This is a genomic window from Vibrio lamellibrachiae (assembly GCF_050337265.1).
In the GTDB taxonomy this organism is placed as follows: domain Bacteria; phylum Pseudomonadota; class Gammaproteobacteria; order Enterobacterales; family Vibrionaceae; genus Vibrio; species Vibrio kyushuensis.
On sequence record NZ_JAKJSU010000014.1, the window covers coordinates 59979 to 83215 of the forward strand.

The 23237-nt window shown below is 44.4% G+C and carries 21 protein-coding genes; 6 read left to right on the plus strand and 15 right to left on the minus strand.

The genetic code is table 11. From position 1 onward, the window contains the following. Positions 1-22: 22 nt before the first annotated feature. The 5 genes from L4C54_RS20820 to typA form a co-directional block, all read right to left on the minus strand. The gene (locus tag L4C54_RS20820; protein ID WP_428802833.1) at positions 23-940 is read right to left on the minus strand and encodes a bifunctional GNAT family N-acetyltransferase/hotdog fold thioesterase; all 918 of its coding nucleotides are present in this window, start codon (positions 938-940) and stop codon (positions 23-25) included. A 137-nt stretch (positions 941-1077) separates the two neighbouring features. Further along, complete coding sequence (gene dtd, locus L4C54_RS20825; RefSeq protein ID WP_428809642.1) at positions 1078-1512, minus strand: D-aminoacyl-tRNA deacylase; 435 nt, start codon at positions 1510-1512, stop codon at positions 1078-1080. Next, positions 1484-2356 (minus strand): virulence factor BrkB family protein, encoded by an 873-nt coding sequence (locus L4C54_RS20830; protein ID WP_428809688.1) that lies wholly within the window; start codon positions 2354-2356, stop codon positions 1484-1486. The genes dtd and L4C54_RS20830 overlap by 29 nt, the downstream gene beginning before the upstream one ends. A gap of 148 nt (positions 2357-2504) precedes the next feature. Continuing rightward, on the minus strand, positions 2505-3032 hold the full coding sequence (locus L4C54_RS20835; protein ID WP_428809689.1) for an AAA family ATPase: 528 nt from the start codon (positions 3030-3032) through the stop codon (positions 2505-2507). 127 nt (positions 3033-3159) lie between these two features. Further along, the gene (gene typA, locus L4C54_RS20840) at positions 3160-4995 is read right to left on the minus strand and encodes a translational GTPase TypA (RefSeq protein WP_428809643.1); all 1836 of its coding nucleotides are present in this window, start codon (positions 4993-4995) and stop codon (positions 3160-3162) included. 540 nt (positions 4996-5535) lie between these two features. On the opposite strand from typA, the gene glnA reads away from it, so the two are divergent. From glnA to add, 6 genes are all read left to right on the plus strand, one after another. Further along, entirely contained in the window at positions 5536-6945 is a 1410-nt protein-coding gene (gene glnA, locus L4C54_RS20845; RefSeq protein ID WP_428802836.1) for a glutamate--ammonia ligase, read from the plus strand. Between the two features lie 152 nt (positions 6946-7097). Beyond that, a complete protein-coding gene (locus tag L4C54_RS20850) occupies positions 7098-7685 on the plus strand; it encodes a DUF4124 domain-containing protein (protein ID WP_428809690.1) in 588 nt (195 codons plus the stop codon). Between the two features lie 98 nt (positions 7686-7783). Continuing rightward, positions 7784-8884, plus strand: coding sequence for a nitrogen regulation protein NR(II) (gene glnL, locus L4C54_RS20855; RefSeq protein ID WP_428809691.1), 1101 nt, complete (start codon positions 7784-7786; stop codon positions 8882-8884). Positions 8885-8940: 56 nt separating this feature from the next. Further along, positions 8941-10344, plus strand: a complete 1404-nt coding sequence (gene glnG, locus L4C54_RS20860) for a nitrogen regulation protein NR(I) (protein ID WP_428802837.1) — start codon at positions 8941-8943, stop codon at positions 10342-10344. Between the two features lie 144 nt (positions 10345-10488). After that, the gene (gepA, locus tag L4C54_RS20865) at positions 10489-13017 is read left to right on the plus strand and encodes a phosphodiesterase GepA (protein ID WP_428809644.1); all 2529 of its coding nucleotides are present in this window, start codon (positions 10489-10491) and stop codon (positions 13015-13017) included. A 116-nt stretch (positions 13018-13133) separates the two neighbouring features. Then, on the plus strand, positions 13134-14135 hold the full coding sequence (add, locus tag L4C54_RS20870) for an adenosine deaminase (RefSeq protein WP_428809645.1): 1002 nt from the start codon (positions 13134-13136) through the stop codon (positions 14133-14135). 100 nt (positions 14136-14235) lie between these two features. On the opposite strand, the gene L4C54_RS20875 is transcribed toward add, so the two are convergent. The 10 genes from L4C54_RS20875 to lafA all read right to left on the minus strand — a co-directional run bounded on the left by L4C54_RS20875 (position 14236) and on the right by lafA (position 23227). Further along, positions 14236-15201 carry a flagellar motor protein MotB gene (locus L4C54_RS20875; protein WP_428809646.1) on the minus strand — a complete coding sequence of 322 codons (966 nt, stop codon included), beginning with the start codon at positions 15199-15201 and terminating at the stop codon, positions 14236-14238. Next, positions 15201-16058, minus strand: a complete 858-nt coding sequence (motA, locus tag L4C54_RS20880; RefSeq protein WP_428802841.1) for a flagellar motor stator protein MotA — start codon at positions 16056-16058, stop codon at positions 15201-15203. Before motA ends, L4C54_RS20875 begins: the two co-directional genes overlap by 1 nt. Positions 16059-16068: 10 nt before the next feature. Beyond that, on the minus strand, positions 16069-16800 hold the full coding sequence (locus L4C54_RS20885; RefSeq protein WP_428809647.1) for a FliA/WhiG family RNA polymerase sigma factor: 732 nt from the start codon (positions 16798-16800) through the stop codon (positions 16069-16071). Between the two features lie 15 nt (positions 16801-16815). Next, positions 16816-17283 (minus strand): flagellar basal body-associated FliL family protein, encoded by a 468-nt coding sequence (locus tag L4C54_RS20890; protein WP_428809648.1) that lies wholly within the window; start codon positions 17281-17283, stop codon positions 16816-16818. A 9-nt stretch (positions 17284-17292) separates the two neighbouring features. Then, positions 17293-18345: a flagellar hook-length control protein FliK gene (locus L4C54_RS20895; protein ID WP_428809649.1), complete on the minus strand. Its 1053-nt coding sequence runs from the start codon at positions 18343-18345 to the stop codon at positions 17293-17295. Beyond that, entirely contained in the window at positions 18342-18647 is a 306-nt protein-coding gene (locus L4C54_RS20900) for a hypothetical protein (RefSeq protein WP_428809650.1), read from the minus strand. The genes L4C54_RS20895 and L4C54_RS20900 overlap by 4 nt, the downstream gene beginning before the upstream one ends. Continuing rightward, complete coding sequence (gene fliS / locus L4C54_RS20905) at positions 18637-19032, minus strand: flagellar export chaperone FliS (protein ID WP_428809651.1); 396 nt, start codon at positions 19030-19032, stop codon at positions 18637-18639. The genes L4C54_RS20900 and fliS overlap by 11 nt, the downstream gene beginning before the upstream one ends. A 10-nt stretch (positions 19033-19042) precedes the next feature. Then, on the minus strand, positions 19043-20368 hold the full coding sequence (gene fliD, locus L4C54_RS20910; RefSeq protein ID WP_428809652.1) for a flagellar filament capping protein FliD: 1326 nt from the start codon (positions 20366-20368) through the stop codon (positions 19043-19045). Positions 20369-20869: 501 nt separating this feature from the next. Beyond that, entirely contained in the window at positions 20870-21823 is a 954-nt protein-coding gene (locus L4C54_RS20915; protein ID WP_428809653.1) for a flagellin N-terminal helical domain-containing protein, read from the minus strand. A 480-nt stretch (positions 21824-22303) separates the two neighbouring features. Then, on the minus strand, positions 22304-23227 hold the full coding sequence (gene lafA, locus L4C54_RS20920) for a lateral flagellin LafA (protein WP_428809654.1): 924 nt from the start codon (positions 23225-23227) through the stop codon (positions 22304-22306). Between the last annotated feature and the right edge of the window lie 10 nt (positions 23228-23237).

Consider the following 23237-nt stretch of genomic DNA (forward strand, 5'->3'; position numbering starts at 1 on the left):
TTACACCGATAGTATATTGAGGTTAAACAGAAAGGGTCGACTGGTAATTTGGTAGCAGCATATAAGTGCCAATAAACTCAACCGCTGCTTTGTCACCACTGTAAATAGTGACGTTAATGACAATACGCGCTTTTCGCCCAGACGCCAATCTATCTAAGTCACCACTGATACCATCCAAAGAGGTACTCGCCACAGGGTTATGCTCCACAGGGTGACGATATCGAATTCGGCTATCAGCCAAAACAATATCACCTTGTAAGCCGCGCTCTTTAAGCAATAACCACGTCATTCCCCAACCCGTTAAGGTTGCGAGTGTAAATGCAGAGCCTGCAAACATGGTGTTGTGTGGGTTAAGATTCGGATTTAACTGCGCGCTACACTCAAATTGATAACCGGTATATTGGTTAATTTTAATGCCCATCTTGTCACTGATTGGGATCTGATTTTCCCAACGCTCTTGTAACTCAGTACACCATTCCGGCTTTCGAAGTACATTGGCCATTGGATCCAGTGTCTTCACCATCTGTTGGTGACGCATAGGCCCACGCTGATCAGTTAGCTCACCACGACGCTCAAAATGGTTTTTTTCATAAAATGAGATGGCATCTTCACGAGCATTACATACTAACCGCTTTACACCTTCTTGGCGGGCTAACGACTCAAGAGCCACCAACAGCAGCGAACCCATGCCTTTGTTACGACGGTTACTTTTCACCGCCATATAACGTACTTGGCCTTCATCGTCAGGCGTAATATACAGACGCCCAATCGCCATTGGTCGCCCTCTTCCATCCACGATCATGCGGTGATGGCTAGTTGAATCATATTCATCACGCTCTGAACCTAGCGGCATTTGCCACGGCTCACGCAACATCTGCCAGCGAAAGTGATAATACTTATTCAGCTGGTTATCTGTTTTTGGTGTAATCAGTTTGAACATTGAACTCTTCCTAGCGTTTTACGTCTGTCTGTTAAAATTAGCCGCGGTCGATTTTTATTAATTATAGATCCGCTGACTGTCGTTCTCATTTTCTCGCTTTGTTTTTACTCGATTAATCTTTACTCAATACGTATTAACTACACTTGTAGCCAAAAAGTCACGGGGCCATCGTTCACAAGCGATACTTTCATATCAGCAGCGAATCGTCCTCGCTCCGTTGGTAGCACGGCTTCACACTGATCTGAAAAGTAGTCATACAAACGCTCTGCATCAGCTGGATGTGCACCACGTGAAAAGCCTGCTCTGGTTCCTTTTTTAGTGTCTGCCGGTAAGGTGAACTGAGAAACGACCAGCACTTTACCACTAACTTGTTTCACATTGAGGTTCATCTTGCCTTCATCATCACTGAAAACTCGATATGTGGTAACGCGCTCCATTAAGCGTTTTGCTTTGGCTTCATCGTCATCTTTCTCAACACCGAGCAGTACCAGTAGACCTTGCTCGATTTCTCCAACCACTTCACCATCAACCTTTACCGCAGCTTCACTTACTCTCTGAATCAGCGCAATCACACTCTTTTCCTTTCTCTTGCTCAATACTTTGAACATTCTGACTATCTTGAACGCTCGATTGTAGCATCTCTGAATCTTGTGACCACTGAGTCTCTTCGCCCAATGCTGCGGTGACTTCCGCGCCAATCAAAACAATTAACCAACACAAGTAGACCCAAACAAACAAAATAGGGATCGCCGCCAGTGCGCCATAAATAAGCTGATAAGAAGGGAAATGAGTAATATAAGCCGCGAAGCCTTTTTTGCTCAGTTCAAACAAGATAGCAGCAACGATCGCACCAACCACTGCGTGCTTAAAAAGCACCTTTTTGTTGGGAACAAGCAGGTAAAGTACGATAAAAGCAAAGAAAGAGAGTAAAAACGGCAACCAGCGAAGCAGCAAATTATAGACACCCGTAATGGCTTCACTGTCGATGATCTTCAAAGAGGTGATATAAGAGGTGGCAGCAATACTTGCCCCAACAAGGATAGGTCCTAAAGTCAGTACCATCCAATACATTGAAAAGGAAAAAACGGGGCGGCGCTTCTCTGTGACTCGCCAAATAAAGTTAAGATTCTTATCAATATTGGAAATCAGCATCAGTGCGGCAACAAACAAAAACAAGCCACCAACGGCGGTCATTTTTCCGGTATTCGCAATAAACTCAGCTAACGCGCCTTTAACAGCATCGCCCGCCGCCGGAACAAAGTGCGTAATAACAAAGTCTTGTATGACATCGCCAGCAGTAGCAAAGATTGAAAACGACGAGAGCACAGACAGCAATACCGTTAGCATCGGCACGATTGAGAGCAAAGTAATGTAGGTGAGATACCCAGCGTTTACATTGATTCTATCGTGCTTCATCCGAGTCAAAAGATAGCGACAATAGGCTAGCCCATGCTTTAACGCGGTATTTAGAGTAATCGCATCCAACTTCAACCTGTTTCTCCCTGATACAGTGTAATTAAATTAAGCTTATCAGTTAACAGGCTCTACTCGCTACCAATCTAGATTATTTTCTAACAGAGGCCAATATCTCATCAACTCTTTGTTCCACATTCCCCCAAGGCACATCAACAACTTCAAAACCTAATTCTCGATAGGTGCTCTCAAGCTGATCATGGATAGCGAGAGCCTCTTCAAATGGGTACGGCCTCACATCATCTTGAACATAAATCGATGCTTCAGGTCGACAAAAAAACACCTGAGGATGATAGCCCTTGCTGCCTTCTACATACTTGTTGTCAACCTCAATCGCACCCTGTTTTAGGTAGGCGCAAATATCAGGAATGGCGCGATCCATAAATGAGAGTCGTCGGCTCGCTATGGCCGCCTGTTTCTGCTCACCCATGACGTCCAAACAAAGCTCTGCAAAGCCCGTTAAGTTCGTCCACGGCAGTATTCCATGCTCTAGTTGGCTTTGCTGCTCAATCAATTGGCGAGAGCTTTCAGCAAAGGTTTGATGACCTCGTGCAGCCAGCGCATTAATCAAGGTTGTTTTTCCAGCCCCTGGTCCACCCGAAATAATAATTGGTTTCATTTCTGCTTTATTCATCATAAACCTTCTAACTTCATAACCTTCAGACACAAAAAAGGGCAAGAAGAAATCTTCTCACCCTTTTTATTGTTTGTCTGTTACAGCATTAAGCCGTTAAGCAAACAAGTAATTAAGCGTCTTTCGCTGGACGTGCAGCACGCTTACGCTCGTTTTCAGTAAGAAGTTTCTTACGAATACGAACGCTTTCTGGCGTTACTTCTACTAGCTCATCTTCGTCGATAAACTCAAGAGCTTGCTCAAGTGTGTGACGGATAGGCGGAGAAAGAACCTGCGCTTCATCAGTACCAGATGCACGAACGTTAGTTAGCTGCTTACCTTTCAAACAGTTAACTGTTAGGTCGTTAGAACGGTTGTGAATACCGATTACTTGGCCTTCATATACTTCGTCTGCGTGCTCTGCAAATAGGCGACCACGGTTTTGAAGGAAGAACAGTGCGTAAGTTAGTGCTTTACCTGTGCCGTTTGAAACAAGTACGCCGTTGTTACGTTGACCGATTACGCCGCCTTTGTGTGGCCCGTAGTGATCGTATGAGTGGTAAATAAGACCAGAACCAGACGTCATTGTTAAGAATTCAGTTTGGAAACCGATAAGACCACGAGAAGGCATCATGAAGTCCATGCGAACACGGCCTTTACCATCTGGAGCCATATCTGTTAGCTCACCTTTACGTAGACCGATGCTTTCCATGATTGCACCTTGGTGCTCTTCAACAACATCGATAGTTACCGTCTCAAACGGTTCCATTAGTTGACCATCTTCTTCTTTGATGATTACTTCTGGACGAGATACTGCTAGCTCGAAACCTTCACGACGCATGTTCTCGATAAGGATCGATAGGTGAAGTTCACCACGACCTGATACACGGAAACGGTCTGGGCTGTCAGTCTCTTCAACGCGTAGTGCAACGTTGTGTACTAGCTCTTTTTGTAGACGCTCAAGGATGTTACGTGACGTTACAAACTTACCTTCTTTACCCGCGAACGGAGAAGTGTTTACTTGGAATGTCATTGTTACCGTTGGTTCGTCAACAGAAAGTGGTTCCATTGCTTCAACGTTGTTTTGGTCACAGATAGTGTCTGAAATTTTCAGCTCACCAAGACCTGTGATTGCAATGATGTCACCAGCGTTAGCTTGTTCAACTTCGTGACGCTCAAGACCTAGGTAACCTAGAACTGTGCCCACTTTACCATTACGTTTCTTACCGTCTGCACCAACAATAGTTACTTGTTGGTTTGGCTTGATGCTACCGCGAGTTACACGACATACGCCGATAACGCCAACGTAAGAGCTGTAATCAAGCTGAGATACTTGCATTTGAAGTGAACCATCAAGATCAACTTGCGGCGCTTCTACTGTGTCTACAACGGCTTGGAACAGTGGTTCCATGTCTTCGCCAACAGTACCTTCTTCCATTGTTGCCCAGCCGTTTAGTGCTGAAGCGTAAACAACAGTGAAGTCTAGTTGCTCATCAGTTGCGCCTAGGTTGTCGAAAAGATCGAAAACTTGATCCATAACCCAATCAGGGCGAGCACCAGGACGGTCAATCTTGTTGATAACAACGATTGGCTTAAGGCCGTGTGCGAATGCTTTTTGAGTAACGAAACGAGTTTGAGGCATTGGGCCATCAACAGCGTCAACGATAAGTAGAACTGAATCTACCATTGACATGATACGCTCAACTTCACCACCGAAGTCCGCGTGTCCAGGAGTATCTACGATGTTGATGCGGTAGTCATTCCAGTTAATTGCTGTGTTCTTAGCAAGAATGGTAATGCCACGCTCTTTTTCGATGTCGTTCGAGTCCATGACTCGCTCTTCAGCTTCACCGCGAGACTCAAGCGTACCTGATTGCAGTAGCAGTTTATCAACCAGCGTTGTTTTGCCGTGGTCAACGTGCGCGATGATCGCGATATTTCTTAACTTATCAATCTGTGGAGTAGCCATGGATTTTGATTCACTTTTAAAGAAGCAACCCTCTTAAATAATCGATTATTTAATGAGCATTACTTTATTTGATTAAAAAAACGTCCGTAATGTACCAGATTCTGGGAAAAAACCCAGAAATATGTGATCCATCACAGCGATTTCCTTCCATATAAGACTAGATGATGAGTTGATTTGGGACAAATTAGAATCAGGTACGCATTATTGCCATTGACATTTTCGGCAAATATTGGCTGAATAACATCTGTTGTTTGTTTCATATTGGTGCAATTGCACCGCAATGCACCAATACAGTGCCATTGCGGATCATTTTGGTGCAATCGTATTGGTTGATTCCAACAGCTTTTATATAATGCATTGAAATTAATGGATTAATTTTTTTGGCACGATAATAGCTTTATTGTAATCAGCATCGATTAATACTAATGAAACGAAATTAATCAATGCTGGGTTTCTTACTTTTATTATAAGTTCATCACTTTTATAGAAGACTATTTTATCGAGCTAATACCGCTTTAATTACACTGGAGGTTATCCAAGATGTCAGTAGAAAATGTCCTATCGCTAATCCAAGAAAACGAAGTTAAGTTTATTGACCTGCGCTTTACAGATACAAAAGGTAAAGAGCAACATATCTCAATTCCGTCTCACCAAGTTGACGCAGACTTCTTCGAAGAAGGTAAGATGTTCGATGGTTCTTCAGTTGCTGGCTGGAAAGGTATCAACGAATCAGACATGGTAATGATGCCTGACGCATCTAGCGCTGTTCTTGACCCTTTCACAGAAGACTCAACGCTAAATATCCGTTGTGATATTTTAGAGCCTGCAACAATGCAAGGCTACGACCGTGACCCACGTTCAATCGCTAAGCGTTCTGAAGAGTACCTACGTTCAACAGGTATCGCAGACACAGTTCTGATCGGTCCTGAACCAGAATTCTTCCTATTTGATGATGTTAAGTTTAACACTGACATGTCAGGTTCTTTCTTCAAGATTGACGACGTAGAAGCAGCTTGGAACACAGGTTCTGATTACGAAGGCGGTAACAAAGGTCACCGTCCTGGCGTTAAAGGCGGTTACTTCCCAGTAGCTCCTGTTGATTCATCTCAAGATATCCGTTCTGCTATGTGTTTAATCATGGAAGAGATGGGTCTTGTTGTTGAAGCTCACCACCACGAAGTAGCAACTGCGGGTCAAAACGAAATCGCTACTCGCTTCAACACGCTAACAACAAAAGCTGATGAGACTCAAATCTACAAGTACGTTGTACACAACGTTGCTCACGCATTTGGTAAAACAGCGACATTCATGCCTAAGCCACTTGTTGGTGATAATGGTTCTGGTATGCACGTTCACCAATCTCTAGCGAAAGACGGTGTTAACCTATTCGCTGGTGATAAGTACGGCGGCCTATCTGAGCTAGCTATTCACTACATCGGTGGTGTAATCAAGCACGCTCGCGCTATTAACGCATTCGCTAACCCATCAACTAACTCGTACAAGCGTCTTGTACCAGGCTTCGAAGCACCAGTAATGCTTGCATACTCTGCACGTAACCGTTCTGCTTCTATCCGTATCCCAGTGGTACCAAGCCCTAAAGCACGTCGTATCGAGCTACGTTTTGGTGACCCAGCAGCTAACCCATACCTATGCTACTCAGCAATGCTTATGGCTGGCCTTGACGGAATCAAGAACAAGATTCACCCTGGCGAAGCGATGGACAAAGATCTATACGACCTACCAGCAGAAGAAGCAGCAGAAATCCCAACAGTTGCAGAATCTCTAGAAGTTGCTCTAAAAGCACTTGATGAAGACCGTGAGTTCCTAACTGCCGGCGGCGTATTCTCTGATGACTTTATCGATTCTTACATCGGTCTTAAGTCTCAAGACGTAGAGCGCGTAAACATGACAACTCACCCACTTGAGTTTGAACTTTACTACTCTGTATAACCTCAATTCGTAATTCACAAAGTATTGTGTAATTTATAGTTGAAGTTACTATTTTATTAGGCTCACCTCGCAGGTGGGCCTTTTTTGTATTTGGCCCATGAACATCGACCTTTAACATACTCAATTGATTGATTATTTGAAGGATACTTATGATGAAAAAGCGACTTCCTACCCGCTCTGTGCTGCTCACTCCTAACTTCGCTATTTCTTCTTTAGTCGCTCTCTTAATATTCACTCCCAGCTTACTCTTCGCTCAGACTATCTATACCTGGGAGGATGACCAAGGCGTTCTCCATTTTAGCGACTCTCCAGGTGGCAAGAGTACTAAGGCGCTAACCTTACCCGATCATCAAGCAAATGCCCCTGCACCCTCATTTGAGAACTTACCTAGCGATACCTCTAGCAATAAAACTGTGCCAAATAAAAAAACCAAGACTGCGCTTCAACCTGAGCCGCTGTCACTCTCTTTTCAATCTCCGCAGAGTGACCAAACCATTCGCAGTAACCAAGGCCATATCAACGTGACTTCAAAGCTAAATCGTAAATTGGTCGTGGGTGAGCACCTACAACTGATCTTCAATGACGCGTCATACGCAGCACCCAACACAAATGGAGAGTGGCAACTAAAAAGTATTAATCGCGGCACTCATACTATTTCAATTCAAGCGTTTAGAGACGGCAAGCTTATTGCATCATCCAACACTATAACGGTGCATTTACATCGTGCTTCTATAAAGTAACGCAAAACGGGTCTGAAACTTCATGACACAGCCCCTTTTTACTTTCTCTTGTAGCATCGATGCGCCATACTGGAATTCATATGCACCATAATGGTGCGATGGTGATTTTCCAGAGACATAAGGATGATGCAGTGAGCCGAGATCTGAGCGACTTAGAGTTAAGTAATGCGATACTAAATAATGTCGTCACCGCAACACTGATGTTGGATGAATCTCTGACCGTGAGATACGCCAACCCGGCGGCAGAGCAACTCTTTACTCAAAGCGCCAAACGCATCATCGACCAACCCCTTTCTAACCTCATTCAACATGCCTCTATGGACTTAGCACTGCTGTCTCAACCTCTTCAAAGTGGCCAAAGTATCACGGATAGCGACGTCACTTTCGTGGTGGATGGAAAACCATTGATGCTCGAAGTGACTGTCAGCCCACTATCGTGGAAAAAAGAGCTGATGCTGTTAGTTGAAATGAGAAAAATTGGCCAGCAGCGTCGTTTATCTCAAGAACTGAATCAACATGCACAGCAGCAAGCAGCTAAACTGCTGGTTCGTGGTTTAGCTCATGAGATAAAAAACCCGCTAGGTGGTCTTCGTGGTGCGGCTCAATTACTTGAACGGATGCTGCCCGATCCCAATCTGACGGAATATACGCAAATCATTATTGAACAAGCCGACAGATTAAGAGCTTTGGTAGATCGATTACTTGGCCCACAAAAGCCCGGTAAAAAGCAGCCTGAAAATCTTCACTCAATTATTGAAAAGGCACGTCAACTGGTTGAACTAGAGTCACAGCATACTATCGCTATTGAACGTGACTATGATCCAAGCTTGCCTGAAATTTTGGTCGACGCCGATCAAATAGAACAAGCGCTGCTTAATATCGTCAGTAACGCCGCGCAAATTCTTGCCGAACATAAAACCGAGCATCCAACAATTACCATTCGCACCAGAACAGTGCATCAAGCGAATATTCATGGTCAAAGGCACAAACTCAGTGCACGAATAGAGATCATCGATAATGGACCTGGTATCGCTTCAGAATTACTCGACACACTGTTCTACCCAATGATCACAGGGCGCGAGGGTGGAACAGGACTCGGACTTTCAATATCACAAAACTTAATCGATCAGCACAACGGAAAAATAGACGTTGAAAGCTGGCCCGGTAAAACAACATTTACCATCTATCTACCGATTTAATATTTATCACTTACAACTTTAAGCTTGCAACGTCGTTGCCGTAAGGATTACACACTATGAGTAAAGGATACGTTTGGGTTGTCGACGACGACAGCTCCATCCGCTGGGTAATGGAGAAGACACTCTCATCTGCCAACATTAAATGTGAAACATTTGCCGATGCAGAAAGTGTCTTACTTGCCCTAGAGCGAGAAACACCTGATGTATTGGTATCTGATATTCGCATGCCGGGCATTGATGGGATACAGCTGCTTGAGCAAATCCACGCGCGCTCTCCAGAGCTGCCAGTGATCATCATGACAGCGCACTCAGACCTTGATGCTGCGGTTAATGCATACCAAAAAGGCGCATTTGAATACCTACCCAAACCTTTTGATGTCGATGAAACGCTCACTTTAGTCGAGCGAGCAATCACGCATAATCAAGAGCAGCGCAAAGCACAAAACGTCGAAGAGGTCTCATCAGACGAAACGCCAGAAATTATAGGTGAAGCTCCCGCTATGCAAGAGGTCTTTCGTGCGATTGGCCGTTTGTCTCGCTCATCAATATCAGTACTGATTAACGGGGAATCAGGAACTGGTAAAGAGCTGGTCGCACACGCACTGCATCGCCATAGTCCGCGCGCCAAGAAACCTTTCATTGCACTCAATATGGCTGCAATTCCAAAAGATTTAATTGAATCAGAACTGTTTGGTCATGAAAAAGGCGCCTTTACTGGAGCCAATAGTGTTCGACAAGGTCGATTTGAACAAGCGAATGGCGGCACCCTGTTTCTAGATGAAATTGGTGATATGCCACTCGATATTCAAACTCGATTACTACGAGTGCTTTCGGATGGGCAGTTCTACCGTGTTGGCGGACACTCCGCGATTCAAGTTGATGTTCGTATTGTGGCTGCAACCCATCAAAATCTTGAAAACCTCGTTCATCAAGGCGATTTTCGTGAAGACTTGTTTCACCGACTTAATGTAATTCGAATTCATATTCCCGCGCTTCGCGAACGTAAGCAGGATATTGAAAAGCTCACGCTACATTTCTTATCACTGGCCGCAGAAGAGCTTAAAGTTGATATCAAGACATTAAACCCAGCAACCGTTGAAGTACTCAATAACCTCGAATGGCCGGGTAATGTTCGTCAGTTAGAAAACATTTGTCGCTGGTTAACCGTGATGGCGAGTGGTAATGAGATTCTACCTAGCGATCTTCCTACAGAACTTATCAATGAAAAACCTGCCGTAGCATTAAGTGAAGGAGAGAACTGGCAAGCACTGCTCGCCTATTGGGCTAAGCAAGCGCTTTCATCGGGAGAAACCGAGTTGCTTACCTTTGCTCAACCAGAGTTTGAACGCATTCTCCTTGAAGCAGCACTCAATCATACTAATGGTCATAAACAAGATGCTGCAAAGGTTCTAGGCTGGGGAAGAAATACACTGACGAGGAAACTAAAAGAGCTATACTGAGTGAAATAAGGAAATACGCCGCATGAATGAGACAGAGCACCTATATAATACTTATATGGTATACCATTCGGCCCACGTTTAGGGCATGCTTAAAAAGTAACCCCTCGATATAAATGCGCGTATATAACATATTCACGGAAGTAAATGACTCAGATAACATTAAGAACAGCGGTCGTCGTACCCTTCATCTTGATATTTTTGATCGCGATGAGCAGTATCATTTTCGTTCAGAAATACAGCTATGAAGAGATGGTTGAGCAGGTCAGTGATAAACATCTCACATCACTGACCACCAACGTTGTTCAAAAACTCAACTACTACCTTGAAGAACCGTTTCAGGCCACCCTATCCATCAGTCATAATATTGGCCAAAACCAGCTATACACTAAAGGCAGTTTAGAATCTATTGAGCGGTATATTCTAAGCAGCTTTGAGTCATTGTATAAGCCAGTTTCTCAACTTGGTGTCATCAGCTTTGGTAGCGAAGCCAGTGAATATATTGGCTTTAGAAAAGAAACCAATAATGACTTTAGCTTAATGTTAAAAGACAGTCGATCTAATGGAAAGTTGACCATTTATCAAGGCAGAGAAATCAGCGAGCAAACTCGAGCGGTGATCGATAACTATGACCCAAAGGTCCGCCCTTGGTACACGCCTGTTTCAAGCAGTAAAAAGCCAGCTTGGTCAACGATATACACCGATGCAGATGAAAGGCAAGCGATCACTATTTCTGCACTAGCTCCCGTATTTGAAGATGAAACGTTTATCGGTGTTGTTGCCAATGATATCAAACTGCACACTTTCAATGCCTTTCTAAACGAGCTTAAACAACAAACCAAAGCGACCATCTACATTTTTGATAATGACCACCAACTGGTCACACACTCTAGCAGCAAAAGTGTCGTCTCTTGGGGAACACCCATTACCGACAAAGGCGATCGCTTACTCGCAATAGAGAGTGCTAACCCGATAATTCAAGCGATGGCGGTGTACATCCAACCGCTTGCTTTTCCCATTCAGTCTCGCTTATACAAATTCGATTCCATCATTGGTGGCGAACGCTACTTTAGCCAAGTTACGCCTTACACAGATCAACATGGGCTTGAGTGGTATATCGGTGTTTCGATTTCAGAGCCAGACCTCCTTGGTGCACTGCCGAACAACCAACGTTTAAGTTGGAGTGTAGGGATTGTGGTCAGCATTATAGGTATTGCCATTGGTCTAGTGGCATTCAACCGAGTAACCAAGCCCATTTCAGCAACCGCTCAGTCCGCTCGAAATCTTGCCAAAGGTAACTGGAATAGCAGCATGCCAAACCTTGGGTACATTTATGAAATCAACATGTTAGTCAAAGCCTTTAATGAGATGACGAATAATCTAAAATCATCATTTGATGCACTACGTCACCAGTTAACTTATGACTCTTTGACACAGCTTTACAGCAGAGGGGGCTTGCTAGAGGCTAGTGAAAAATTAAATGCGAAGCAAACCGGAAGCCTTTACTTGGTTGGGATTGACCGGTTTAGAGAAATTAACGACAGCCTTGGTCATCAACAAGCAGATAAACTATTAGTCGTTGCAGCAACGCGATTACGGGACACATTACCAAACCATTATCTTATCGCTCGTGGTAGTGACGAGTTTGCAATTTACGCTCCTGGGGTCGCAGAGCACGAGGAGGTCTCCTTATTAACCAATCGCTTACTTCAAGCGTTCGCTTCTCCCTTTAGCATGAAATCAGACAAGCTCATCGTTAATGTTTCTATTGGCGTGGTCAACACATCTCCAGATAAAGAGATGACCGTATGGTTACGCAATAGCAGCATTGCGCTAAGTAAAGCGAAACAAGACAAAACTCGAACTAGTGTGTATAGCCCCGAAATGGCCGAAGTCTCACGCAATCGCACCAAGATGCTCGCGAACATTAGCGCTGCAATTGAAAAACAAGAGTTTGTACCTTTCTATCAGCCGATCATTGATTTAGAAACGGGCAAAATACTTGGGGCAGAAGCTTTGGCTCGCTGGGTGAACAAACACGGTCTCATCTCTCCCCTTGAGTTTATTCCATTAGCCGAAGATAACGGCTTCATTAGTGATATCGGTCATCAGATTTTATTGAAAGCGTGTACCGATACAGCATCTGCAATTCACTCTGGTCAGTGGGCAGAGGATTTTGTCCTTCACGTTAACTTATCCGTCGAGCAGTTGGCTAAAGATGAGTTTATCGATGATGTTAAAGATATCTTAGCAAGCACCCAACTCAACGCTAATAACCTGACGCTAGAAATCACCGAATCACGCATCGTCGACAATGATCCGATGATCATGAAAAATATGTTCGCCCTTAAAGATCTGGGTATTTCCATTGCTATTGATGACTTTGGGACGGGTTACTCTTCATTGGCCTATTTACACAAACTGCCTTTCGACTGCCTAAAAATCGACCGCAGTTTTGTCTGTGAGTTAGAACCAGAAAATCTCGATAATTCAATCGTGGCGGCTATTGTCAATATAACCAAAGGCTTCAAGGTGAATCTTGTGGCAGAAGGGGTCGAAACTCAACAGCAAGCAGAATTACTCCGCAAACTGCAATGCCCACAAGCCCAAGGATTCTTATACAGCCGCCCAGTTCCGTTTGAAGAGTGGCCAACACATTTAGTTAACATGAAATAACAAATAGGGGATTTAACCCGTTTTACGCACTTTCACTACTGACAGTGCAGTGAATGGTTTTTATACTTAGCATCTGTTGCCCTAATAAAACCCCACTATTAATTGGAATGAATACAATGATTAATAAAAATATCCCTTTGACTGACCTACATCGTCACCTTGACGGTAACATTCGTACTCAGACCATATTAGATCTAGGCAAAAAATTTGGCATTGCACTTCCAGCTTACGATATTGAAGGCCTAACGCCTCACGTGCAGATTGTTGAAGCCGAGCCATCATTAGTCGCCTTCTTATCAAAGTTAGATTGGGGGGTTGCGGTATTGGGCGATCTCGACGCATGTCGCCGAGTGGCCTATGAGAATGTTGAAGATGTTCTTAACGCACAAATTGACTATGCAGAACTGCGCTTTTCACCTTACTACATGGCAATGAAACACAAACTTCCGGTTGCAGGTGTGGTTGAAGCCGTGGTTGATGGAGTACAAGCCGGTGTACGTGATTTTGGCGTTAAAGCAAACCTGATTGGTATCATGAGCCGCACTTTTGGCATTGATGCTTGTCAGCAAGAACTTGATGCAATTTTGACCCAAAAGGATCACATTGTTGCTGTTGATTTAGCCGGTGATGAACTTGGTCAACCGGGCGATCGCTTTGTGACTCATTTTAATCAAGTTCGCGATGCGGGTTTGAATGTAACCGTTCACGCTGGAGAAGCGGCTGGTGCAGAGAGTATGTGGCAGGCCATTCAAGAGCTTGGCGCAACTCGTATTGGTCACGGTGTTAAAGCGATACACGATCCTAAACTGATGGATTACCTTGCAGAGCATCGAATTGGTATTGAATCATGCCTAACGTCGAACATTCAAACCAGTACCGTTGAATCGTTAGAAAATCACCCAATTAAACAGTTTTTAGATCATGGTGTACTCGCATGTCTTAATACTGATGACCCAGCGGTTGAAGGGATTGAGCTTCCTTATGAATATGAAGTCGCAGCACCTCAAGCAGGATTAAGCCAAGCGCAAATTAAACAAGCTCAGCTTAACGGCTTAGAACTTGCCTTCCTTTCTGCTCAAGAGAAACAAGAGCTGACGGATAAAGTAAGCCAACGCTAAGCAAACCACCACATAAAGTTAACACTAAAAAGCCTCTAGTCTGCGAAGATTAGAGGCCTTTATTTATATTCCAGAGAACTACATACACAACACTTAATCACTACCACTCAACAGGCTGATTATCTTGCGCTGTTTTATGCGCCTTTCCAAGAGCACTGCTGCTCTTACGACCGAACAGTTCATTAAGCATCTCTTCACTATCGGCTGTCAGTATTAAGATTTCAATTCTTCGGTTAACGGCACTATTAGGATTGTCCTCATCAAGCAGCATTTTGTCTGACATCGCTGTCACTTGAGAAACTCGATCCGCAGGCATACCGCCAAACTCAAGAACCTCTCGTGCACGCTGTGCTCGTTGCCCTGACAAGTTCCAGTTATTATTTCTAGAACGCTGATTAAACGCTGTTGCATCCGCATGACCTGAAATCATAATGGCATTTTCAACGGTAGTGAACACAGGAGCCAATGCGAGCAGCAAGTCTTCAAAATAGTCGGTTAAGCTTGAACCACCTAAGCGGAACATCGGTCGCTGCTTATCATCATTGACCAAGATTCGGAGGCCTTGTGGCACGATTTCAATCTGTACATGCTCACCTATTGATAAGTGATCACTATACGCATTCATAAACTCGCCCAATACCACCATCTGCTCTTGGCTATCATAACGACCAGCAACCAAAGACAGACTCTCGCTGCCTATACCACCGAAGTTATCACCGTCTCCATCCTTGACGTTAATGGTTAAGCTATTGCCCATATTTCGAGGATTACTTGGATTTACACTAAGTAAATCAGGTAATGCGCTACCACCAAAATCAATAGCAAATAAACTATTATCAACAAATTGCTCCTCTATCGGAATCATTTGCGGCTGGCCTGCTAACTTGCCAACGATTCGTTCTTTTTCATCCGATGTGGTCACTTGCAGTATCCACATCACCATAAAAAAGGCCATCATGGCTAAGGTAAAATCCGCAAACGCGACTTTCCATGCCCCGCCTTTAAATATAGGTGTATTTCTACGACGTGCGCGCCGAATAATGATCTGCTCTGATTGACTACGCATTATTGAAATACTCGCTGAGTTACCCAAGTCTCCATTTCAGAGAAGGTTGGTTTAACATCCAATAAGATTAACTTACGCCCTGCATCAACCGAAACTAATGACCCTTTACCTGAGGTATGAGAAACCAATATGGCACGTACACATTCAAACGCTGAAATCTCACGTCTTACACGCTTTTCCATCGCAGCACTGATTGGGTCAAAAACACAGTAACAAAAGAAAATACCTAGGAAAGTACCCACCAACGCTGCTGCAACACTAACGCCAATCTCAGCCATATCAGCATTAATATTGGTCATGGTAATCACGATACCCATAACCGCCGCTAAGATACCAAAACCCGGCATAGCCTCTGCTAAACGGTGCATACTCTTTGAAGGGGTTAGCATGTCATCTTCGATAGCAGCAATTTCTTGTTCAAGCAGGTTCTCTAATTCGTGGCCACTGATTTTACCCATCGCGAGTAAACGGAAGTTATCGCAAATGAAGGTAACCAGTTTCGGGTGCTCCATGATCTCAGGATAAGCCAAAAACATGCTGCTTTGGTACGGTTCTTCAATATGCTCGTCCAATGCACGCATGCCACCAACACGTACTTGTTCAAGCAAGTGGTGCATCATTGAAAGTAGCTCGCGGTAAAGCTTACGCTCATCTTTTTTGACCATGATGGCTTTGGTCTGCTGCCACATTTCAACAATCACATATTGTGGATTACCTAAAATGACAGCACCTGCGCCTGCACCCAAAATAATAATCAATTCAGCCGGTTGCCACATGGTTCCTAAATAGCCTCCAGCCATTAAGTAACCGCCAAACACACCAAATATGATGACGATAACGCCGATAAGTTTTTGCATGATTGTTCCTTTATAGTTGACTCTTAATCATCGTCTGAAGATTATTTAATGCTTGTTTATGCAGCTGACAAATTCTGGCTTCAGTGAGCCCAACTACCATTGCAATCTCTTTTAAGCTCAGCTCTTTTAAGTAGTACAAACTCAAAATTAACCGTTCACGTTCAGGTAACCGACCCAATGCGTACTTCAATAAATCTTGATCAATCAGGTTCTGAACCGCGCTATCATTTGGTTCTAAATGAAAGTGTTCACTGCCTTGTTCAAATAGTTGCTCAAGGCTTTGTAGCTCTTCAGCTTGGCTCACATAGAGCAAACGATGGTACTCATTCGATGTCAGCCCAAGCTCTTGTAAAATCTCTTGCTCAGAAGGCTGACGCGATAACTTTTTAGTTAGAAGTTTGATCTTATTGGTTAGGTCATGTGCTTGCTGACGGAGTTGTCTTGGTCGCCAATCTCGACGTCTTAACTCATCTAAAATCGCGCCACGAATACGTCTTGACGCAAAATACGGGAAGTTTTCATCCATATCCCCATAACGCCTAGCGGCTTCTAACAAGCCAAGCAAACCAAGCTGTTCCATATCATCCAGCCCAACCGTTGCCGAAGCATGTGGACGCAGTTGATTTACAATTCGCTTAACCAACTTCAGGTGTTGGCGCAGTATTGCACCTTCATCAACCGCGGAAGGTGCCGGCTGCATTTCCATATATTCATGTTGAGAACAATCTTGGGCTTCTAGCATGAGGTCACCTGTCTGTTATTGAAGAACCAGCTTGGTGAACAACACATCATCAATGTTGTACATAAAGCCATTTTCCAGAAGCGTTTTTGCAAGGTTCATCTGCACTTGCTTCTGCATGTAGTCAATGTCGTTAATTGAACGCATCTCTTCGTAGCTGTATTGACTAAACATTTTTAGCAGCACGTTATTCACGACCGGGCGAAAACGAATCAGTTCTTCATGCGCAGTGAGACTCGACGTTTTCAAGTCCAGCTCTAGCAACAAGTAATGAGTACGCTCTTCACCATTAAGGGAAATGACGAATTTATCCAAAGACATAAAGTGAGTTTGTTCATCTTTAGCGCTCGAGCCAAAGATAGAAGAGACATCTTTCGTATCATCATTGATAAAATGAAGCGTGCCAAAAGCAGTCCCTGCAATCAGAGCTGAGGCGGTAACACCTGCCAAGACTAACTTGACCAGAGGGTGACTGAAGTTAAACATAAAAATTCCTTAGACTAAGCGGGTGATGCGGTGGTCTTCGAGACCTGACGACTGAAAAGTTGAAGCGTGCCAGTCGGATTCCGCAACCATAATATTTTCGAGTGTTTCAGCTTGTGTATCTTGGTACTGGGATTCACCATGATCACCCACGTCAACGCTGACTTGGCTACCCATTAGCTCTTTAGATTCCAGTTCAAGACGCAATCGTTCGGCACTTTGTTGGATCGCTTCTCTTAATGCAGGGTCGTTAGCCAGTACTTGGATCTGCACTTTGCTGCCATCGACTCTGACACTTAATTCCAATGCACCTAAATGCGGCGGATCAAGACGGATTCGAGCGTGTGAAATATCCTGGCTCATCTGCATTTGCACGCGATCTTTTAGCACTGACATCATCTGCTGCCCCCACTGCTGCTTGTTCTCATCAACCTTAACCGCTGACCATTCAACAAGGTGGGAAGCATTCGCAGCAGCTTCCGTCGGAGCAATAGGTGCAATACCAGCTTGCAGGTTTTGCATCGTCATAAACGACTGAGGTGATTGCGCGCCACGCTGCATCTGCGCTAATAATTCAGGGTTGTGCATCTCTGGTCGAACGGGAACCATCGCATTAGAAATGATGCGTTCCATTGCCTGAGAAAAGTTAAGCGTATCCTGCGGGAGCTGTGATTGAGCTAATACTTGAGGGCGATGCTGTTGACCAAGCTGAACATCCACACTTTGAAGGCCATCAGCACGACGCATCATAGCCAATAACTGTTCACGAATTTCGCCACCAAAGTGATTAGTCAATTCCACAACACGGAACTGCCCATCAGGGGGAAGCTGAGACATCAGTGACTGGTCACTGTCAAACTGCCAATCTTCCATATCTGCGAGCTCTTTGAGTTGGTCATAGAGATCAAACCAATACTGACCAGACTGAGCACCTTCGGCTGTAGTGACATCAGATATTCCCAATAGCGCTGCAAAACCCGCTGACGAGCCGCTATTCTCCGATCGAATTGGCGTTGCAGTTACTTGAGATTGGCTAGACGCTGACGCGGCGTGAACAGCACTCATGCCATTGCCCTCTCTACTTGAGAATATTCCGACATACCTTCACGCTGACTTTGCAGACTCGCTAACATACGGCCAATGCGCTGCTTCTCTTCATCACACAAATTGATCGCCACAGTGTGCGACTCTTTAAGCGCGACAAGGTCATGCTTTAAACGTTGCGCGGCTGCCGGTTGCTCATTAATGGCCGTTAATATCTTGCGAATTTTCAGGTCTAGCTCACGCAGCTCTTTCCACTCTTTGTGCTTACAGTTGTGCTGTAATCTCTGATTAACCGTACGTAACAAAGCGCTATTAATTTCCATGTGCCGCTCCAAAGTTTTGCCATCCTTCCTGAATGTTGGTCATCACAGAGCGCACTTCATGAAGCTTCTCTACTTCATTTTGTGTACTCGCTTCAAACAAGCGCAGGCTACAAAAGTCATACAGATTATTCATCTGTTCGGCCATTTCGCCACCACGCTTCATGTCGAGCGCACTGTTCAAACCACCGATGATGTCGAGACAACGTGCAATCGCTTCGCCTTTCTCTTTAAAGCGCTTGGCCTCCATGTGAGCTTCCGCTCGGGTCAAGGTATCGAGAAATCCGCCAATCAGCATCAGCACCAGTTGATATGGGCTAGATGCGGCAGCTTGTGCTTCTACATCAACTTGTTGATAGGCATCGAAGCCCGACTCATCATTAAACATTTACTACTCCTTAAAACATGAACATGCCTGCGGTCGATTGCATCTGTGACATGGCTTGCGCCATTGCAGAGTATTCACGTAGGTAACGGTTATAGGTTTTTTCCATTCGGTAATCGAGGGTCTCTTTTTTATCGTCCACTCGATCGATATTGCCTTGTATAGTGCTTTGACGCGTCTTAAGCAGGTTGTCGCTGCTGTTGCTCCCTGTGTACGGACCGATCGCTTTTTCAAGCGAGGCTAGCGCGCCATTGTCACCCAAGAAGATCGCGTCAATTTTCTCTGGGTTTTCGCTCAGTGCTTTTTCAAAGCGAGCGTTATCAATTTTTAGTGTGCCGTCACGATTCGCTTCGATGCCGATGCTGTACAACGTGCCTTCATCAAACATGCCTCGAGTAGCGTTATTAAGCGCTCCCTTGATGCCACGAGCGGTTGAATCGCCCGCCAATGCGCCAGCAACGCTGATCGAGATACTATTATCATCATCGTCATCGTCGTCATCGCTATCTTTATCCAGCTGATAATCGGTTTTTGTGTGCTTTAAAATCGTTCGCATCAAATCGTTATATGCGTCAACGAACTCCGTCACCGCCTCTTTCGACGCTTCATTATCGGCGCCAACGGTTAACGTTAGCGGGGAGTCTCCTGCTTCATGAGCCTTGGTCACTTCAAAACTAACGTCATAGATAGCGTCATCGAAGGTATTGCTGCTGCTAGTCATTTCAAGGCCATCTTGGCCACCTAGCATCACGATGGCATCGGCCGCTGCATTGAGTTCACGATGGCTATGAGTGGCGCCAGTGACGCTTACATCAAACTTATTCTCGACACCGGTTTCGTCAGAGCCCAATACCAAGTGTTTCTCACCACCGGAGCTAACCACACTGGCATTGATGCCAACATCGAGTTCGTTGATGTGATCCGTTAACTCACCCAAGTCGGCAAAATCTGCAAAATTAAGCTCTATCGCTTCGCCATCCGCGGTGGTCAATGTCATCGAACCTTCATCAGGCAGTTCGCCACCATCAAAACTAAAAGAGTCTTGCTGCGCTTTCGCCAGTTGCTTCACAAACAAATCATAAGAACCCGCTCGGGCTTGGCTACCAGCCGACGCATTGATGTAACCATCTTGGCTCTGTGTTACTGAGTTTTTAATAAAGCTGTTATCAGCTTTATTCATGCCATCTAGCGCCGTCTTGAAGCTGCTGAACGCACTGTCGATATCTTTCCAAGCATCAAGTTGGTTTTTATACATCGCCTGCTGGTTTGCGTATTGAATATCAAACGGTTGACGCTGAATCATCACCATTTGCATTGCCATTTGAGCCGGATCAATCATGTCTCTCTTCCTATCGTCTATACCGCCACCACGGGCAGTTTTATCATTATTAGGGAGTGTTGCTTTGGTTGACTCTGCTCAAGTAGATTCACTCAGCCTACTGGCTTAGAGCAAAAAGCATTCCAACACCTAACTATTTGTTTAATGATGAATAAACAGCCAAAAACATCTATTTTTGTGGTTTTATTCATCACAGAAGTATTCAAAAAAACTTAAACGGAAATCGTAATTCCGATGACGGAAATGATGCGGAACCATTAATGTTATAAAGTTCCGACTCTCTCAAGTCCCAGTCGTATCTGCGTTTCTCATAGGTAACAAACGACAAATCGATGAAATCTCTTAACTGAAACGAAAGTTGAAAATGGGATCTTGTGACCAGAAAGCGTGGTTAAAAATTGAAGAGAAAAAGTAAATAAGAATAAGGAGTAGAAGCGTTTTAGTGTAAAAAAGCCGCAGAGAGGGCTGCGGCTTTGACGAGCTGTAAGCGGTAATTATCTCTTAGATTAGGCTCATTACCATGCCTGACATGCCGTTTGCTTGAGAAAGCATCGACATCGACATCTGCGTTAGCATTTGATTCTTCATCATATTTGAAGATTCAACGGCGTAGTCTGTATCCATGATACGGCCTTTCGCCATTTCAGTGTTCTCACGCATGTTACCAAGGTTAACTACAGTGTGGTCAAGGCGGTTAATCGTTGCACCGAACTGAGCGCGCAGTGCGCCAATACCTAAGCTTTCCATTGCAAAGGCACCACTTGGGCCTGGTTCACTAGGACCTTCATCATCACTGCCCGCAACACCATTAAGTAGCGCATCAACGGCATTCATACCCAGTTGAGCACCACTTAATGTATCGTCGTCACCATCTTCAAAAGGTGCACCGCCTGCAGGAGCCGATAGATCGATGTTGGCTAAATCAGCAATCGCATTACGTACATCGCCTAGGCCTGCACTAACATCAATTGTTAGCGTTTCTGCCGTTGATGAACCGATTTGAAAAGTAATCTCACCGTCAAAGATGCCAACATCTTCAGCAAATAGATTATTACCAGAGCCATACTGCGTATTATCAATAATACTCACTAACTCTTCTTGCAGCTCATCCCACTCAGCTTGCATTGCCGCATGCTCAGAGGTTGAGTTCGTTCCATTTGCCGCTTGAGTCGCCAAATCTTTCATACGGTGAGAGATATTCGTCATCTCATCAAATGCACCTTCAGCCGTTTGAAGCATAGATGTTGCATCTTGAGCATTACGAGAAGCAACAGATAGGCCATTAACTTGAGATTGAAGGCGAGTCGCGATTTGCAAACCAGCAGCATCATCTGCCGCAGAGTTGATACGGAAACCAGTAGAGATGCGCTGCATCGCTTGGTCCATTGCACCTGACGTTTTGTTTAAGTTGTTTTGAGTAAGTAAAGACGTGTAGTTTGTGTGTATCGAAAGCATGGATAAATCCTCTTAAATAATAGTAAGTGTGCTATCTCGAGGGAGACAAAACGCCTTAACAAAAAAAGAACTTAAGCTGATTTATATCTAATTTTAAGTTTAATATTTAACATTAAAAACTGAAACAAAAGTGCAATACAACCATAAAAAACATCACGATTTAACCAGTTTCAACCAGAAATATCACAAAAAGTCATTAAATCAACGAAAGGGAACCCCTTGTAAAACCAGCAAACAATCCGGTTTTACGATTTTTAGGTTAGATTTATCTTCATAGATGAAATATCCCCCATCAAAAGAGAAATATTGAGAATGTTTTCGACAATTACTCGTGCTTGGCAACAATAAGGCAGTGAGGAAAAGGCATTTCTTTCAATTGACAGCTGAAATTGGCTTGGTCACTTAAACGTATGAGTGCGTAAATAAAAAAAGCCGCAGAGAGGGCTGCGGCTTTAAAGAGTTGTAAGCAGTAATTATCTCTTAGATTAGGCTCATTACCATGCCTGACATGCCGTTTGCTTGAGAAAGCATAGACATCGACATTTGCGTTAGCATTTGGTTCTTCATCATGTTTGAAGATTCAACTGCGTAATCAGTATCCATGATACGGCCTTTAGCCATTTCAGTATTCTCACGCATGTTACCAAGGTTAACTACAGTGTGGTCTAAGCGGTTGATTGTTGCACCGAACTCACCACGGATAGAACCGATATCACCTAATAGGCCATCAACTCGGTCCATGCCGTTTGCAGCGCCGCCGCCAGCAACATCTGCTAGGTCAACACTAAATAACCCCGTACCTGGGTTTGGATTTCCGTCAGTATCAACACCTACACCGGCTTCACCGATAGCTAGTCGAACTGCTGCTACACCATCTGAAACATCCATCGTCAGCGTTTCAGCAGTAGAAGAACCGATTTGGAAGGTGATTGCGTCAGTAAATATGCCACCTGGAAGTATAGCATCAGGGTTTGATGCATCCGGTGCTCCAAATAGGCTGTTGCCCGCGCCATACTGGGTGTTGTCAATAACGCTGAGTAGTTCTTCCGCCAGTTGATCCCACTCAGCCTGCATTGCTGCGTGCTCATCAGTAGAGTTAGTGCCGTTGGCTGCTTGTGTAGCAAGATCTTTCATGCGGTGAGAGATGTTGGTCATCTCATCGAAAGCGCCTTCCGCCGTTTGTAGCATAGACGTTGCGTCTTGAGCGTTACGAGAAGCAACAGACAGACCGTTAACTTGAGATTGAAGACGAGTAGCGATTTGCAGGCCAGCTGCATCATCTGCCGCAGAGTTGATACGAAAACCCGTAGAGATGCGTTGCATTGCTTGGTCCATCGCACCTGATGTTTTGTTCAAGTTATTCTGTGTTAATAGAGACGTATAGTTTGTGTGTATCGAAAGCATGGGTAAATCC